Annotated in this window: 16 protein-coding genes; 11 read left to right on the plus strand and 5 right to left on the minus strand. The window is 59.4% G+C overall.

What is annotated here, in order from left to right; translation table 11 throughout:
• Positions 1-89: 89 nt before the first annotated feature.
• The 5 genes from RJ40_RS12230 to RJ40_RS12250 all read left to right on the plus strand — a co-directional run bounded on the left by RJ40_RS12230 (position 90) and on the right by RJ40_RS12250 (position 4584).
• A complete protein-coding gene (locus RJ40_RS12230) occupies positions 90-818 on the plus strand; it encodes a flavodoxin family protein (RefSeq protein WP_265581138.1) in 729 nt (242 codons plus the stop codon).
• A 668-nt stretch (positions 819-1486) separates the two neighbouring features.
• Positions 1487-2011 carry a hypothetical protein gene (locus tag RJ40_RS12235; RefSeq protein ID WP_265581139.1) on the plus strand — a complete coding sequence of 175 codons (525 nt, stop codon included), beginning with the start codon at positions 1487-1489 and terminating at the stop codon, positions 2009-2011.
• 73 nt (positions 2012-2084) lie between these two features.
• Complete coding sequence (locus RJ40_RS12240) at positions 2085-2573, plus strand: hypothetical protein (RefSeq protein WP_265581140.1); 489 nt, start codon at positions 2085-2087, stop codon at positions 2571-2573.
• Positions 2570-3553, plus strand: coding sequence for a PepSY domain-containing protein (locus tag RJ40_RS12245; protein WP_265581141.1), 984 nt, complete (start codon positions 2570-2572; stop codon positions 3551-3553). Before RJ40_RS12240 ends, RJ40_RS12245 begins: the two co-directional genes overlap by 4 nt.
• An 11-nt stretch (positions 3554-3564) precedes the next feature.
• Complete coding sequence (locus tag RJ40_RS12250; RefSeq protein ID WP_265581142.1) at positions 3565-4584, plus strand: ABC transporter permease; 1020 nt, start codon at positions 3565-3567, stop codon at positions 4582-4584.
• A gap of 16 nt (positions 4585-4600) precedes the next feature.
• On the opposite strand, the gene RJ40_RS12255 is transcribed toward RJ40_RS12250, so the two are convergent.
• Together RJ40_RS12255 and RJ40_RS12260 are read right to left on the minus strand one after the other, a co-directional pair.
• The gene (locus RJ40_RS12255; protein WP_265581143.1) at positions 4601-5584 is read right to left on the minus strand and encodes a hypothetical protein; all 984 of its coding nucleotides are present in this window, start codon (positions 5582-5584) and stop codon (positions 4601-4603) included.
• 30 nt (positions 5585-5614) lie between these two features.
• The gene (locus RJ40_RS12260; protein WP_265581144.1) at positions 5615-6463 is read right to left on the minus strand and encodes a hypothetical protein; all 849 of its coding nucleotides are present in this window, start codon (positions 6461-6463) and stop codon (positions 5615-5617) included.
• A gap of 263 nt (positions 6464-6726) precedes the next feature.
• Here RJ40_RS12260 and RJ40_RS12265 point away from each other — a divergent pair, with 263 nt between their 5' ends.
• From RJ40_RS12265 to RJ40_RS12275, 3 genes are all read left to right on the plus strand, one after another.
• Positions 6727-7131, plus strand: coding sequence for an FxLYD domain-containing protein (locus RJ40_RS12265; protein WP_265581145.1), 405 nt, complete (start codon positions 6727-6729; stop codon positions 7129-7131).
• A 133-nt stretch (positions 7132-7264) separates the two neighbouring features.
• On the plus strand, positions 7265-7672 hold the full coding sequence (tnpA, locus tag RJ40_RS12270) for an IS200/IS605 family transposase (RefSeq protein ID WP_449405520.1): 408 nt from the start codon (positions 7265-7267) through the stop codon (positions 7670-7672).
• Positions 7673-8860 carry an RNA-guided endonuclease InsQ/TnpB family protein gene (locus RJ40_RS12275; RefSeq protein ID WP_265581146.1) on the plus strand — a complete coding sequence of 396 codons (1188 nt, stop codon included), beginning with the start codon at positions 7673-7675 and terminating at the stop codon, positions 8858-8860. It abuts the gene before it with no gap.
• A gap of 781 nt (positions 8861-9641) precedes the next feature.
• Here RJ40_RS12275 and RJ40_RS12280 read toward each other — a convergent pair.
• Positions 9642-10586: an EF-Tu/IF-2/RF-3 family GTPase gene (locus tag RJ40_RS12280; RefSeq protein ID WP_265581147.1), complete on the minus strand. Its 945-nt coding sequence runs from the start codon at positions 10584-10586 to the stop codon at positions 9642-9644.
• Positions 10587-10719: 133 nt separating this feature from the next.
• Here RJ40_RS12280 and RJ40_RS12285 point away from each other — a divergent pair, with 133 nt between their 5' ends.
• From RJ40_RS12285 to RJ40_RS12295, 3 genes are all read left to right on the plus strand, one after another.
• Positions 10720-12783, plus strand: coding sequence for an acetate--CoA ligase family protein (locus tag RJ40_RS12285; protein WP_265581148.1), 2064 nt, complete (start codon positions 10720-10722; stop codon positions 12781-12783).
• 1 nt (position 12784) lies between these two features.
• Positions 12785-13846, plus strand: coding sequence for a magnesium/cobalt transporter CorA (corA, locus tag RJ40_RS12290; protein WP_265581149.1), 1062 nt, complete (start codon positions 12785-12787; stop codon positions 13844-13846).
• Positions 13847-14266: 420 nt separating this feature from the next.
• Positions 14267-15235: a TIGR00341 family protein gene (locus RJ40_RS12295; protein ID WP_265581150.1), complete on the plus strand. Its 969-nt coding sequence runs from the start codon at positions 14267-14269 to the stop codon at positions 15233-15235.
• Here RJ40_RS12295 and phoU read toward each other — a convergent pair.
• Entirely contained in the window at positions 15228-15878 is a 651-nt protein-coding gene (gene phoU, locus RJ40_RS12300) for a phosphate signaling complex protein PhoU (protein WP_265581151.1), read from the minus strand. The two genes, RJ40_RS12295 and phoU, sit on opposite strands and share 8 nt — an antisense overlap.
• A gap of 7 nt (positions 15879-15885) precedes the next feature.
• A complete protein-coding gene (gene pstB / locus RJ40_RS12305; RefSeq protein ID WP_265581152.1) occupies positions 15886-16650 on the minus strand; it encodes a phosphate ABC transporter ATP-binding protein PstB in 765 nt (254 codons plus the stop codon).
• Between the last annotated feature and the right edge of the window lies 1 nt (position 16651).

Below are 16651 nucleotides of genomic sequence, written 5' to 3' on the forward strand. Positions count from 1 at the left end.
ACCCCCCTCTCGCGAGGAGTTGATCAAGGGTCCTTCCCCGCCCACAACCTTCTTATCCCCCATGACCCCATCCCGCCCCGGTGGAACCAATGAAAATCGTGGCATTCAACGGGAGCCCCAGGGCCGAGGAGAGCGGCACCCACGTCATGGTCGACGCCTTTCTCGAAGGGGCGGCACAGGCGGACGCCGAGGTGGAGAACGTCTTCCTCGCACGCAAAAAGATCGATCACTGCCTCGGGTGTTTTCAGTGCTGGGCGTCGCCGGTAGGGAAGTGCGTGCTGAAAGACGACATGGACGATCTCATCAGCCGCTACTCCGCCGCCGACATCGTCGTCTTTGCGACGCCGCTTCACAACGACAACGTCTCCAGTCACCTGAAGGTCTTCATCGACCGTCTGCTGCCGATCGGAGATCCCCATTTTGCGGTGGACGAAGGGGGAGAGACGGTACACCCTTCGCGGGGCGGGAAGATCCCGAAGTTCGTGATGATCTCGAACTGCGGTTTCCCCGAACAGAGCCATTTTCAGGTGCTCAGGCTGCTGACGAAGCGGATGGCACGCAACTACAAGACCGAGTTCATCGCCGAGATCTATCGCAGCGGCGGGCCCTGGTTGACCGAACCGGCCGCCGCGGAGGCGGTCGCTGCGTACCGGGAGCAGGTGCGGGCGGCCGGGGAAGAGGTGGTGACGGCCGGCCGGCTCTCCGAAGAGACGAGGGAGCGCCTCGAACAACCGCTCATCCCGTCGCCGGATTTTCTCGATTTCTACCGGCAGGAGGTCAACCGGTACTGGGACGACCTGTGGGCTGAGCGGGGATAGGGTCGGTGCCCTGGCCCCTCTGATATCCATATTTTGGGCTCTATTTTTGATTTCCGGCCATTCAATTCAGTCAGGACGGGCCGAGTTTCGGTAATCGGCATTTAAAGGTTAAATTGCGGATCCGCCGCCGGAAACCGCCCTTGTATCCGGCTGAGGACGAGTTTTCTGGCGGGAGATGATTCATGGGTTGAGTTGGCGTGTCGAGGAGACGAGAGGAGGCGATAAAACGAGCGGAAATCGACGCGAATTGGGGGAGAGCAGGTATGCCTGTTGCGGCCGGATTCCACAGGATCCAGGAGAGGAGATGGCAGTGTGGATACCTGTGCGGCGATCCGCCATTCCTTTGGTGAGCGTTGGAAAGGAAGGCTACTTTCGTTATTGAGCAGAAGATGAAGAAGAGTGAACACTGGAGTGTCATCTCTCTCATATGAACGATAGATAGCATGATCCCCTTGGAGAAGGTGACCGGTCGCAACAGTGTGCGGGCTTTTTACACCGAAGAAGAGGTTCTCATTATTCTGATATGCATAGACACGACACACAAGCGACATATAACCATACAAATATACTTCTAGTCGAGGACGCCTGAATAGGTGTCCCGTCGGGGTCGGCGAACTTGACGAGAGTACTTCCCGACCTCAACACTTCGCACGGAGGCCAGGTTGCTGTTGGTCATCATCTTTGATACCTATTGTGACGCCGTGCTTTCGGGTAGGAGCAAGGAGGAATTAGACATGGAAAGAAAAAAAGGCATCCTGGCTATTTTCTTTGCAACAATCCTTGTTACAACGTTCTTTGTGCCAGCAGCCGGTGCAACCCCCATCACACCATTCGCGATGAGAGACCTTGGATCAATGTACACCAATGGTACAGCAGACACTGCTGTAGCATATGGTGCAGGATCGGTCACAGCACCACCAGGATGGAATATCTTCTCCGTTGACTGCCATAACTCAGGTGATGTGGACAACGATGGACAGGGAGCGGTTTTCACATTGAAAATCTGGGATGACAATGACGTCTGTCACACCGATAGATGGGAGACTGACCGTGCAGGATCGCACGCTCTTCAAATCAGGGTCAACATAAAAAATCCAAATGAATCCAGATATGAACTCTACTGTCAGACAAACACCTGGTTTGATGCGATTCAGGCAGAAGACACTTATGAAGACGATCTTATTTTCAGGTGAATGTTCTCAGACCTGCACCCCAAAGGGAGTGTCTCCATTTTTCGGTATGATGATTGATTCTTGATGAGGGAAGATGATGAAGAGGCAGAGATGGATCATTGGTATCGTGATTGTTGTGTCCCTTGCTGTCGTACTTGGTGCCGCGGTTATGATGTTCTGGTGGGGTGAGGAGGTGGTTTCCAGTGATATGGTCGAGGGAAAAATCTATTTTGATGACAACCTCTCCAAAGGTGGCACCTATTCCCTGGGCGAGGCTCACACCGATCCAGAAAATAATGAGACCTGGGTATATCCTGGCCCTGATCTCAGGACCGGAATGAAACGGCAATGTTTTCTTTTCACCTGTCATGACAAGAATGACGGCATCTTCGACCGCAACCGCGCCACCTACACGATGACCGTCTGGGACGCATCAGGCAGGGAGTACAAAACGTCATATTCACGGGACCGGACCGGAACAAAAACAATAGAACTCCACTTTACCCCGCGGCAGGCGGGAGAAGGAGGGTTCAGACTCACTGCAACAAACATTAGGTGGGTACCCGGCTGGGTGTCGAGATGAATAGAAAAATATCTTTTTTTCTCTCTCTTTTTGTTGTCCTTGCAGTATTCGTCATCTTCATCTTCATCTCCTTCTCCGGCTCCGGGCAGGCCGATCCCGTCCGGCAAAGCCCTTCTCCCTCGCCAACCCCTCCAGAGACGACAACCCCCGCCACAGAAATCACCAAAGAAGAGGCGAAGGCCATCGCCGCCGACGCCTTCCCTGAGATTGTCGGTCCTGACACAGCGAAGGTCAGGTTCGAGCAGATTACCGACGCACTTGGGGAACGCCGCTCATGGGAAGTCGACGACTACAGCGCCAACCTCAACGTCGAGGGTGCGAGACATGCTCAGGTCTGGGTGGATGCGGCCACCGGCGAGATCATGGAGTTTGCCATCCATACCGGTAAAAAGGGGCGACCTGACGACCCTGTCCTCAGCGAGGAAGAAGCGTGTGCATGTGCCGATGAATTCTTTCAGGGAAGAGAAGAAGGTGCCATTCTGGAACGGCGGCCTGATGTACTCTACCAGACCTACACCAGCCTAGTGGAAGGCGGGAAGGAGGTGGCCGGATTCTATCGGATCTGGTATGCCCGCCTTGTAAGGGAGGTGCCGTGCAGCGGCGACGGGTGCGACCTTGAAGTTGACGCGGTCAACGGAGAGACGAGGCGGTTCTGCAAAACCTGGGCACTCGACGAAAGTCGCTGCCGTGCCGACACCACCCCTTCGATACAGGCAGAAGAGGCGGAGGAACGTGCAGGGGCATATCTCAAGGAAACCTACGGGGATCTGCCGGGGCTCACTATCCACACCACACTCCTGAAGTGGGCGGACCATCCTTTCTGGGCCAGAGACCCGTCCACCGCCGTGCCTCTCGGGTGGGAGGTCACCTTCGACAACGACCACTACCGCTCGCTCACATGGCCGAGAAACGCCACGGCCTGGGTCGACGCCCACACCGGCGAGGTCTTTGCCTGCGACTATCGCCCTGACCTGACCTGAAGGAGGACGCAATGGAGAGCAGACGGATCTTCATCATCGCCGGGAAAGAATTTGCCGAGACCCTCAGGGGCCGGCGTTTCTTGATGGTGCTCGGGATCTTCCTGATCATCGCCTTCATCGGCACCCTGCAGGGCATCCAGAGTTATACCGCCGACCTCGACCACTACACCCAGGCCCTGACCATGGGTGCGGAGTCGGTCTCGCCTCTCTGGCAGGTGCGGCCGACGCTCCTGGACGTCTTTTACCGGATGGGCGAGATGGTCGCGGTCCTGGGGGCGGTGCTCGGGATCGCCGTGGGATTTGATCTCATCTCAGGCGAGAAAGAGGAGAAGTCGCTGAAGATCCTCCTCTCTCACCCGGTGTACCGCGACGAGGTGATCACCGGCAAGGCTCTCGGCGGGGTGGCGGTCCTCACCCTCACAGCCGTGACCGCCCTGCTCATCACCCTTGCCGTCCTCCTCCTCTCGGGCCACATGCCTCTCCCCGGAGAGTGGGGTCAGATCTTCCTCTTCGGCGCCTTCTCCCTCCTTTACCTCGTCGGGTGCTTTGCGATCGCCCTGGCGATGTCGACGGTTGCACGCCGGAGCGGCGAGGCGCTGATGTACAGTCTGGTCTGTTTCTTCTTCCTCTCCCTGGTGATGCCGGCCGCCGGGCTCGTCGTCGCCGACGCCGTCGTCGGCGAGGCACCTGAGAAGGTGCCCGCCGGGGGCGATCTCGACGACTGGTACGACTACCAGGAGAGATGGGAGGCATGGGAGCACCGCACCGAACTGCGGGCGGCCGTCCTCTCGACCGGGAAACTCTTCTCGCCCGAGCAGAACTTCCATGCGATCAGCCAGGCGATCACCCGGCCCCAAAAATATCTGATCATGCGCGGGCAGGCCGACGACCCCTGGCACCGCCCCGACGAAGAACCCGACTATGGCGTGGTGCTCGGCTACCTCTGGCAGAACGTCGTCGCGCTCTTTCTCATCCCGGCGATCTTCTTCGGGTTTGCCTATGTGCGGTTCCTGAGGATCGACCTGAGGTGAGGCATCATGTTCTCTCTCATCCAGATCGATTTTTGATCCCGCCTGCCAGGAGGAGCACGCCGGCGACGATGACCCCGGCGAGGACGAACCCGGTCAGGGGGTGGGCGGGGACCAGGATGGAAAGATCGGGATGTCCGGTGAGTCCCAGGAATACATCAATGACCTTGATCGATGCCGCCCCCAGCAGGATCCCGACCGTCGGGGTGAACCTGGAGAGCCGGAGAAAGTCGGCGGCCTCAAGGGCCGCCACCATCCCGAGCGAGAGGATCGTTTGCGAGAGCAGCAGGACGAGGAGCGGTCTGTCATACGCGGTGACAATGCTCCCGGCAGAGGCAAGAAGGGCCGAGACCGTGAATGCGAGCAGGAGCGGGAACGAGAGCGCAAACCCTGGGTGGCGGATGGACTTCGCCAGGTGTCGTCCGGCGGCGGCGAGGACGACGATGAAGAAGCAGTCCGCGACGTACAGCACCGGTGCGAGAACCACGACCGCACTCATCCACCCGATCTTCGAGAAGAAGTCGGGGGAGTCGTCTCTGATCAGGTCGACGAAGAGGACGAACCCGCAGATCGAGGCGGCGACGAGCAGGTCGGTGAGGTAGGTCGAGAGGAGGTCCAGCGAGAAGAAGAAGGGGCCGACGGCCTCTGTGACCGGCGGGGCGTTGAACTCAGTCGCAAACCCTTGCAGGAAAAAGAAGAGGACCGAGGCACAGGAGACGGCAGAGGCCAGGAGATATTTTTTGTGGTCTTTAAACCTCTCCATGACGAGGGGGAGGGGTGTCATGATGCCAAGCACCTGCACGGCGACGATCGTGAGGGTGCCGGGCAGTGCCTCAGGGCCGGCGAGCCGGAACTGGTAGTATTGCGGTACGATGAGCGCAAGGGCGAGGGCGAGGAGGGCGGGCGTGAGAGCGCGGAGGAGAGCGGAGGGCAATCTCTCGAAGAGCCGGTACAGGACCGGCGGGGCGAGGATGAATCCGAGGAGGAGGATAATTTCGATCATCGTTGTCAGGAAAATGATTGCGGCCTCTTCTCAGTACACTCCTTCCCCGGTGATCAGGACGCCTCTCACCTGATACGTCCCGTTGCACGCTCCCTCGAATTCGTGCTCGATCCTCTCCCTATACGAGTTCGACTGCCACCCCAGCACCCACCACTGGTTGGTCCCCTGAAATTCGGTGGAGATGGTGAGGACGTTCTCGTCGTCGGCGTCGTAGGAGAGGATGAACGGCACCTCGACGAAATATCCGGAAGATCCCTCGCTCAGGTGGTAGCCGTCGTGCATGCCTCCCTCCGCCCTGCTGAAATTCTCGGTGATCCGGTAGGGCATGAAGAGGTGTTCGTGGCCGAGTGGCGTCCTGGTCTCGATCTCGTGGTCGACCGCGGTGTCGTACATACGCAGTTCCATCTCGATCAGCACCGGCGTCTCCTCAGAGTATTGGTCAGAATAGATATGCGTCGGTTGGGGGAGGTCGGATTCGTTCTCGCCCGGCATGACCGGGATCGGTTCGATCCGGTTGGTGTAGAGGGGGGTGATCCGGTCGGCCGCGATCTTCAGCATCGGCACCCCGTTCACCCGCTCGATCTCGACCGATATGGTATCCTGATCGAAATTTTTGAAACTGGTGCGGGAGAGGTCGACGACCGTCTCGTTCTCTCCGGTGGTCGCGTTGTAATAGGAGGGTACGGGGATCAGAAGGGTCGCGTTCTCCAGCGGGCCGGAGGTGGAGAGTTCGAGTTCATAGATGTGGACCGCCTGTGAAGTTTCGGGTGCGGTGAGCGTGAAGTAGCCCAGGATCAGTGCGAAGGAGACGACCAGCATGGCGATGAGGATGACGAGGGCGAGGATGATTTTTGTTGCGATGTTTGGGAGGTTTCCCATGGGGAGTTCGTTGAGGGCGGGGGGATATATGGATGATCATGTATTGTCTGGGTGGAGATATTTTGTGGTCTGAGAGTTTGGGAAAAATCTGTGTCCGGCTCCCAGAACTCCGTCGTGAGATCGAACACTGAAGATATTTCGGTTCACTCATACATTAGTTTTCAAGAGTAAAATGCACGAATGGGCCGTTATTATTGGGCCTAAAAATTGTGCTCTTATTTGTAAATGGGGGATATTTATGTCTTTAAAGTGAAATTATACAGATGAATGCACTGAAATTCCTTTCGGCGCTTCTTGTTCTTTCTGCAGCGGTCATTCTCACTGCAGGGTGTTCCGGACCAGCAGACACAGCCTATGACTCTCAGTCCGCCCCGGCAAATTCAAGTTCTCATGGAGGAGAATTGGAAATCGCGTACACTAAATATGACTGGAGCCAGGAAGGATACCTCCACGTTAGCGGGACCGCAAAAAATGTCGGTGATGAAACCCTCTCGTCTGCTCAGATCGATGCCAAGTGTTATGACAAAGACGGCGTTCTCCTGCAAACGAAGTCTGATCTCGTCAGAGACCTTGAGCCCGGAGAGTTGTGGGAGTTTGAAGTAATGTATCAGATCTCGGATATTCAGGATTATTACAATTTCGAAACTATTGTTGGAAACTGTTTCTAATTTTTTTAACTTGCGGGGATGACGGGGGTGGAGCGGGAAGTCCCCGGTCTTCAGGCCGGGGATGAAAGCAGAACCACCCTTCTTCCCTACGACAGATATATCATATTGGGTATAATATTATGATTCACCCAATATGATGTATAAACTTGATAGGTCGGCGCATTCGGTCTTTGCTCTCTACTATCATCTGGTGATAGTAGTGAAGTATCGCCGGAAAGCGTTGTATTCTGACGACATTCGAGAACGTCTGAAAGATATTGTGTGGAACCTATCTGATGAATTGGGTATAGAGGTTGTTGCTCACGAACCCGCCGAAGATCACTATCATCTTGTCTTCAAAGCGACTCCGAAAACCAACCTTGTCAACGTTGTCAATGTGATCAAGGGAGTATCAGCACGGAGACTGCGGCAGGAGTTTCCTGCAACAAAGAATATGCTGTGGGGAAAATCCTTCTGGTCTCCATCGTATTTTCTTGCAACATCTGGACAGGTGAGCCTTGACACCCTGAAAGATTACGTCGATTCTCAATTGGAGAAGTGAATGATCATTTCCTACAAGTATCGAGCATATCCAGATGCACCCGTGGAAACACGATTGCACGAGACCCTTGATACCTGTAGGTGGCTCTACAACAAACTCCTTGAAGAATGCAACACAGCGCGGGAAAACGGGATCACTCCGACGATGCGGGGAACGCAGGCTCGGATCGTCACGCTGAAAGATGAAAATCCATCTCTGAAGGGCGTGTACTCCAAAGTGCTTCAGATGGTCAACTATACCCTCTGGAGCAACATCGCTGCACTCTCGCAGACAAAGAAGAGAGGGCGAAAGATCGGCAAACTCCGGTTCAAGGGCACATTCCGGTACCGGACACTCAACTACAACCAGTCCGGGTTCAAGATCGACCGTGAACACAGCACGATCACATTCTCGAAGATCGGGACAATTCCGTTCACGATGCATCGACCGTACACGGGAAAGGTGAAGGGCGTTCTGATCACCCGTTCTGGTGATATATGGTACGTGATTGTTCAGGCAGAGCAGGAGGTCGCCGCGTCAAAGCGGGAAGGGAGATCTGTCGGGATCGATGTCGGTCTGAGCTCGTTTGCAGTCGATAGCGAGGGGGCGGTGATCGAGAATCCCCGGTTCTATGATCATTCACTGAAGAAGATCAAGACATTACAGCAGAGCATTGCCCGGAAAAAACGGTTTTCGCAGAACTGGAAGAAGGCAAAGAAGAGACTGGAGAAGACCTATGATCATATCACCAACCAGAAGAAAGATTTCCTGCACAAACTCTCCAGGCAGTACGTTGACACCTATGCAACAATCTGTGTCGAAGACCTGAATATCAAAGGTCTGAAGGAGAAAAGCAGCTCTAAAGGATTGCACAGGAGCATCCATGATGCTTCATGGGGACGATTCTATTCTTATCTTGCGTACAAGGCTGAAAGTGCTGGTACGGATTTCGTCAAAGTCGATCCCAGGAATACATCACAGATGTGCTCAAACTGTGGAAGTATTGTGAAAAAGACCCTCTCTGAGAGAGTCCACGAATGCCCATATTGTGGGTTTGTTGCCGATAGAGATTACAATGCTGCGGTGAATATTCACCGCGTGGGGATGGAACAGCCCTTTGAGCCTGTGGAGACGATACCTCTCCATCACATCTCTGTGATGCAAGTACTGTCCATGAAGCAGGAAGCCACGCCCTTCAGGGCGGGGTAGTTCACCGGCTTTGTAGAATGCCTCTTCAAGATCTTCTTGCCTTCCCGGACGGATCTTGAGAGTGGAGGCGTTTAGGTCTGGGTTCACGCGAGTTGATCTTTCCAGGGCCCGAAAAATTGTGAAAAAAAGTTCTGTGAAGGTTGGACGGATCCTGACCATCATGAAGAGGTTTGAAAGAATCTCTCCTGAACACACACCGACGATACGGCGGTAACGTGCCGGTGTCGGGTTCGAGGTCTTCACTCCCGGAGGAGCAGAGGGGTCTGCTCATGCCGGGTATTTCGCCACATCGCTGTGGCATGAACGATCATAAAACGGTCGCGAGGATAAATATGGGCCGTGCGGTGCGAAAGTGATCTCCTCTCCGGCGGCGGCAGGGTGTGGCGGGTCGATCATGGGAAATATGGCCGATAAATGGCCTTGTAGAAACCATTCTCTTTTCATCACTTCAACCCCCCTCTGACCTGCATCCATCGCCTTCTCTCATGCTTGCGCCGGGGGCGCTGCCCCCGGACCCCCGGGATGAAGATAGGGGGGGAAGGCGCTATTGATGCACCTGAAGAGGGGGTTGGTGTCCGCCACCTATCTTCGCGCGGGGCGGCCAGCCCCCCCGCAGAGATAACCATCAAGAGCATTTCTACAGAGCCCAAATTCAATAATCCATGGAATTCTCCCACGATCCTATCCCAGAGCGGGCTTTATTATCGAATGCGAAGACCTTCGCCTCTCCTCATCAACAGACAGGGCCGCACCACATCGAGCCCCCCCCCAAAAAAAAAGATTACTCCAGAGTCAGCGTCCCGGCCACCCGCAGACTCCCACCCTCGAGGTACGTCACGACCGCCTTCGAACCATCCTTAAAGACCAGCTCCTTCTCCAGTTCGACGGTGACGCGGTTGCCCTCCACGGCGACGACCCGTGACGGCAGGAACTGCACCCAGTGCCCGAGGTGGAGGACCATCCCCTCGGTGATGGGGGTCTTCCAGACCGGGACGAGGTCCAGGGTGCCGGTGACGGTGGTCTCGCACCTGAGCGCGGGGTCGTTGGAGAGTACCGAGCCGCGGTCGAGGTCCGCCTCGTCGATGTTCTTGAGGGCGAGGCCGACGCGGTCGCCGACGGTCGCCTCGTCGAAGTCGTCGTCGTGCTTCTGGATGGAGCGGACGAGTGCCGTCTTCTCGGTCGGGAAAGCCCGGAGGGTGTCGTGCTTCCTGAGCGTGCCGTCGGCGACGGTGCCCAGGATCACGGTCCCGATCCCGCGGACATTGAAGAAGTGGTCGATGGGCACGATGCAGGTCTCTTTCTCTTCGGCGTCTGCACGGGGGGCCGCCGCCGCCTCCAGGAGCCGTTCCCTGAGCACGATGAGGTCGTCCTCCATGCACTCGTAGCCCGCGAGGCCCAGACCCTTCAGGAGCGGGGTCACCTGCTCGGGGGTGATGTAGTTTCTCAGCACCAAAAAGCCGCGGGGCACCCCGGCCGCCCGGAGCATCAGCAGGCACTCGCCGAAGACGGCGTCGAGCTGGTCCACCACCATGACCACCGCGTCGGCCATCGACGCCGCATAAAAGAGCGGAGCGAGGCGGTCGGGATATCGGGTCGGCTCGATGAACGTGAGCGTATCCGCGCCCTTCTTGAGGTTGTAGAAGGTGATGTCGGTGCTCGTCCCTTTCTTGCCCAGGTCCTTCGCATACCCGGCGGGGCCCAGCACCGCAACCGTGAGGTTTGCCATAGATAGGTATTGGCAGGAGAACGGCATAATGGTTCTCAGGCGGGCAACCGCCGGATCCCCGGATTTCTCCCCATCCGCACCTGGGCGGCAGATGTATATACTCACCGTCTGAATCCCGGCAGGGTGCCGGTTGATGAGAGAGAGGCTCGACGAGGCCGCAGGCTATGCCCTGCTGGAGAAATACGGGATCGGCGTGCCCGCCCACCGTCTCGCCCGCGACCGTGCCGAGGCGGTGGCCGCGGCCAGGGCCATCGGCTACCCGGTGGTGGTCAAGGTCGTCTCCCCCGAGATCGTGCACAAGTCCGACGTCGGCGGGGTGGTGACCGGCGTCGCCGACCGGATCGGCGTCATGGCGGCCTACGAACAGGTCCGCACCGCCGCTGCGGCCGTGCCCGACGCCAGGTTCGAAGGGGTGATCGTCGAGGAGCACCTCCCGCCAGGCCGGGAATTTCTCATCGGCGGGACGACCGACTCGGCCTTCGGGAAGGTGCTCACCGTCGGGACCGGCGGCACCCTCGTCGAACTCCTGCGGGACGTCTCGTTCAGGGTGCTCCCCATCGACGAGGCCGGGGTGCGGGCGATGGTGAGGGAGTTGCGGAGCTATCCTCTGGTGAAGGGCTACCGCGGCTCCCTCCCCCTCGACGAGGAGGCGCTGGTCCGCGCCGTCCTCGCGGCGGCCCGCCTCTTCGAGCACGAGGCGGTCGTCGAGTTCGACATCAACCCCCTTGTCCTGTACGCCGACGGCGCCGCGGCCGTCGACGCCCGTGTCATCGCCGGCACCCCGGAGGTCACGCAGATGCCTGAAAAAGTCCAGTTTTCATTTCCCGATCCCCGGACCATTGCGGTTGTCGGGGCCTCCGCGGACCCGACCAAAGTCGGGTACGCCGTCATGAGAAACCTGCTCGGCTTCGACGGCCGGCTCTGCCCGGTCAACCCGCACCGCGAGCAGGTGCTCGGCCTCCCGGCCTACCCCTCGGTTGGTGCGGTTCCGGGCGAGGTCGACCTCGCCGTCGTCGCGGTCAGGGCCTCGCTGGTGCCCGGCGTCGTGCGGGATTGCGGGGAGAAGGGCGTGCCCCTCGCCGTCGTCATCTCGGCGGGTTTCGGCGAGACCGGCGATGTCGGACAACGGCTCGAAGACGAGACCTCTGCCGCGGCCCGAAAGTATGGGATGCGCCTCCTCGGCCCCAACTGCCTCGGGCTGATGCTCCCCCACCTCGGGATCAACGCCACCTTCGACCCCATCTCCCCGCAGAAGGGCCACCTCGGGTTTCTCTCGCAGAGCGGCGCCGTGATCACCACCGTCGTCGACTGGAGCGTCATGACCGGCACCGGGTTCTCGGCGGTCGTCAGCGTCGGCAACCAGGCCGACCTCAGTTTCACCGACCTCCTCCCGGCCGTCGCCGCCGACCCGGCGACGAGAGCGATGATCCTCTATGTCGAGGAGGTGAAAGAGGGGCGGAGGTTCCTGGAGGCGGCGCGGCAGGTGGCCGATACCGTCCCGGTCATCGCCGTCAAGTCCGGTGCCTCCGCAAAGGGCCGGGCCGCCGCCTCCTCGCACACCGGATCGCTCGCCGGATCGTTCGAAGTCTACTCGGCCGCCTTCAGACAGGCCGGAATCCTCCAGGCCGGTTCCATCGAGGAGGCCTTCCAGATCGGCGAACTCCTCGCCTCGGAGGGCTACCCGCAGGGCGAGCGCGCCTACGTCGTCTCGGGCGCCGGCGGGTTTGCCGTCCTCGCCTCCGACTATGCCGAGCGCCACGGCGTCGCCCTCCAGACGATCCCGGACGACATCCTCCGCGACCTCGACGCCGTCCTTCCTCCCATCTGGAACCGCTCCAACCCGATGGACATCGTCGGCGACGGCGGGGCCGGGCGGTACGCCCGCGTCTTCGACGTGATGATCGAGCACCAGGACGCCTGGGACATCGCCTTCGTCGTCACCGTCCCCTCGGCCGTCCTCAACCCCATCGAGATCGCCCACGAGATCGTGCGCTTCTCCGGGAAGACCGGGAAGATGGTGGTCCCCTGTCTCCTCGGAGGCGAGACGATGCGGGGTGCGGTGCGGGTGTTGAAGAACCACTGCATCCCGAACTTCCCCGAGATCGAGGACGCCTTCAGGGCCGTCGGGACGGTGCTTCGGAGCGGACGGCGGGGCCGGGGGGCGCTGCCGGCCTGCGACACCGGCGCGGGGGACTGAGATGGCCCTGACGGGACGAAAACGCTCGGAAAAAGCAGGTCTCCCGCCGGGATCGCTCGTCTATGTCGGGGACACCGGACAGGAAGCGACCGGGATCGACATCATCGACTACACCTGGGATGAGATCAGGGAGGAGACCGGGGTCGACGCCGGCGACCTCCCACCGTACCTGGAGAAGGAGTCAATCACCTGGATCGATGTGACCGGCCTTGGGGACATCGCCGCCATCGAGACGATCGGGGAGATCTTCGGCCTCCACCCCCTCGTCCTCGAAGACGTCCTCAACACCGAACAGCGACCGAAGATGGAGGACTATGGCGAGACGATCGCCATCATCCTGAAGTGGATCGGTTACCAGGCGGGAGACACCCTCGTGGACGAACAGATCAGTCTTGTTCTCGGCAAAAACTATGTCATCTCCTTCCAGGAACGCCCGCTCAACGTCTTCGAACCGGTGCGGACGCGGATCCGGGGGGGCGCCTGGCGGGCGCGGCGACTCGGCGCCGACTACCTCGCCTACGCTCTCGTCGACGCCGTCGTGGACAGTTACTTTGCGGCGATGGAAACCTTCGGCGAGAAGATCGAGGCAGTTGACAACGCCCTCATCGAAGACCCCGACGCCGACGCGATCCGGGCGATCCAGAAGGTGCGGCGCGAACTCCTGTACCTCAGGAGACAGATATGGCCGCTGAGAGAGGTGGTCTCCTCCATGGAACGGACCGAATCGCCTCTCTTCGCCGACCAGACCGGGGTCTATCTCAGGGACGTCTACGACCATATCGTCCAGGTGATCGAGGCCCTGGAGACCTACCGGGATATGTCGGCCGGAATGCTCGACATCTATCTTTCGAGCACGAGCAACCGGATGAACGAGGTGATGAAAGTGCTGACGATCATCGCCACCATCTTCATCCCCCTCAGTTTCATCACCGGCATCTTCGGGATGAACTTCAGGTTCATGCCTGAGTTGGCCTGGGAGTTTGGGTACTATGCCTGCCTAGGGTTGATGGCCGCGGTCGCCATTGGGATGCTCGCCTATTTCAGGAAGAAAAAATGGATCTAGTGATGCGTCAAGAATGAATGAAAGGTCGCCACCACGATGCAATTGAACGAGAGATCTCTCTCTCCTTGCGTGAAGAGAACGTAGAGAACCATACCGTCTCTTCATGATCCCCCCTCTGCCTTCCTGGCCCCATCGCAATCCCGGGGGTCCGGGGGCAGAGCCCCCGGCGTGAGCATGGGGGAAGGCGGTTGAATCAGACTTAAACCTAGAAAAAGTGAGGTTTTCTACAGGGCCAAATTTTTGTCACTCTCTCACGCCGGGGGGCTGGCCGCCCCCCGGTCCCCCCGCGCGAAGATAGGCGGTGGACTGCAACCCCCTACAGGTTCACCGATTGTGCCTTCCCGCCCCTCACCGCCCTCTCGCGAGGAGCATAACCAAAAGTTTTCTACAGAGCCGATCGAAGAGAGAAAGGTCGTTCAAATGAAAAAAGTCCTGATCAACGCACGCAAAGAGGACTACGCAAACCTCGCTTCCATCCTCGAAGAGCACCACCACCTCGTCCTCAGGCAGGATCCCGTCTATGAGGTGAAGGTCTTTCTTCCCGACAGCGACCTCGACGCCTTCATCGATGAGGTGCGGGAGACGATCGACCTGCGGTATAAAGAGAATCTTATAGAGGTCTCGTCCCCCGAGTTCGTTATCTCGCCGTACCTCAAGCGGGCTGAAGAGAAAGCGGAGAAGACCGAGCGGACCCCCATCGAGAAACTCGTCGAGACGACGAGGCCCTACCTCCGCCTCAACGCCGGCACCCTGGCCATGACCTCCATCGCCGGACTCATCGCCCTCACCGGACTCTTTCTCAACAACGTGGCGGTGATCATCGGGGCCATGCTCCTCTCCCCGATCCTCGGACCCATCTACGCCTTCGCGATCAGCGTCGCCGTCGGCCGCGGGAAAGACGGCCTGCGGAGCCTCTCGGTCCTCGCCGCCCTCCTCCTATCGGTCTTCGTCCTCTCGGCCCTCACCACCGCCGGCCTCCACTTCCTCGTCCCGCTCGCCGTCACCCCCGAGATCCTCTCGCGCACCGTGGTCAGCCCGATCTATATTCTCATGGCCGTCCTCCTCGGGTTCGCGGCGGTGCTCGCCCTCGACCGCGGGATGTCGGACCTCATCGCCGGCGTCGCGATCGCCGCCGCCCTCCTCCCGCCGACCGTGGTGGCCGGGATCGCCACCGTTCTCCTCACCGACCGCGTCCTCCTGGCCGGGGTGCTCGTCCTGGAGAACGTCGTCGGGATGCTTGCCGGGGCGCTCATCGCCACCCTGGTGCTCGGGATCGGCGCCCGCGAGTACTACGAGCAGGTCGCCGCGAGGAAAGCGATGGCGCGGACCGCCCTCGCGATAGCCCTTCTCCTCGCCATCCTTCTCGGGCTCAGCCTGAGCCTCACTTGATCTCGATCCGCTCGCCGGTCAGCATGAAATGGACCTTCTCGCCCATCGCACAACAATGGTCGCCGCACCGTTCGAGGTAGCGGGCCACCATCACATAGTCCATCCCGCGCTCGATGTTGCGCGGGTCTTCCATCATATAGGTGAGCGCCTCGCGGAAGACCGAATAGCGGAGATCGTCGACACAGTCGTCGCGTGCCGAGAGGTTCTCGATCGGCGAGACATCGTTCGTCTCATACGCCGCCAGGACGTCTTCGACCATCGAGACGACGAGCCCGGCCATATGGGGCAGGTTCAGCATCCGCCCCAGGTGGCCGTCGTCGGCGAAGGGGGGGACCAGCATGGCGATGTCCTTGCCATACCGCCCGATGCGATACAGCGAACTGTTCATCCTGATGGTGCAGACGATCGCCCGCAGGTCCTGGGCCATCGGTTGGTACAGGGCGATGAGGGTGAGCAACCGCTCGTCGAAATCGTCGGAGCGGTTTGCGAGTTCTCTTTTCCGGTCCAGCACCGACCGGGCCAGATCTTCGTCGCCGGTCTTCAGGGCCTCGAAGGCGTCGACGAGCATCGAGCGTGCAAAATGCCCGTATTCAAGAAACTCATCTCTGAGGGTGTCCAGTTCTTCATGAAACTTGTCGCTCATTTTTCACCTACCCGAACCTGCCGGTGATGTAGCGTTCGGTCAACTCCTCCCGCGGCGCCTCGAAGACCTGCGGGGTCTCCCCGAACTCGACGAGTTCGCCGAGGTACATGAACCCCGTGAAGTCGCTGACCCGCGCCGCCTGCTGCATGTTGTGGGTGACGATGATCACCGTGTAGCGGGTCTTGAGTGCTTCGATCAGCCCCTCGATCTTCGCGGTGGCGATGGGGTCGAGGGCCGAGCAGGGTTCGTCCATCAGGATCACCTCAGGCTCGACGGCCAGCGTCCGTGCGATGCAGAGCCGCTGTTGCTGCCCGCCGGAGAGACTGAAGGCCGGGGCGTCGAGGCGGTCTTTCACCTCGTCCCAGAGTGCGGCGTCCCGCAGACTCTTCTCGACGACGGCGTCGAGGGTCGAACGATCCCGCATGCCGTGGACGCGGGGGCCGTAGGCGACGTTCTCGTAGATGGACCTGGGGAAAGGGTTGGGCCGCTGGAAGACCATCCCGATCCGTTTCCTGATCTCGACCACGTCGACCTCAGGGGCGTAGATGTCGGTGCCGTCGAAGAGCACCTCCCCCTCGATGCGGACATGCTCGACCAGGTCGTTCATCCGGTTGAGACACCGCAGCAGGGTGGACTTCCCGCATCCCGAAGGGCCGATGAGGGCGGTGACCCGGTGTCTGGCAAAGCCGACCTCGATCCCCTTGAGGGCGTGGTGTTCGCCGTAGTAGAGGTCGAGGTGGCGTGCGGTGATGATTGCATCGTTTTCTGTCATG

The organism is Methanofollis aquaemaris, assembly GCF_017357525.1.
In the GTDB taxonomy this organism is placed as follows: domain Archaea; phylum Halobacteriota; class Methanomicrobia; order Methanomicrobiales; family Methanofollaceae; genus Methanofollis; species Methanofollis aquaemaris.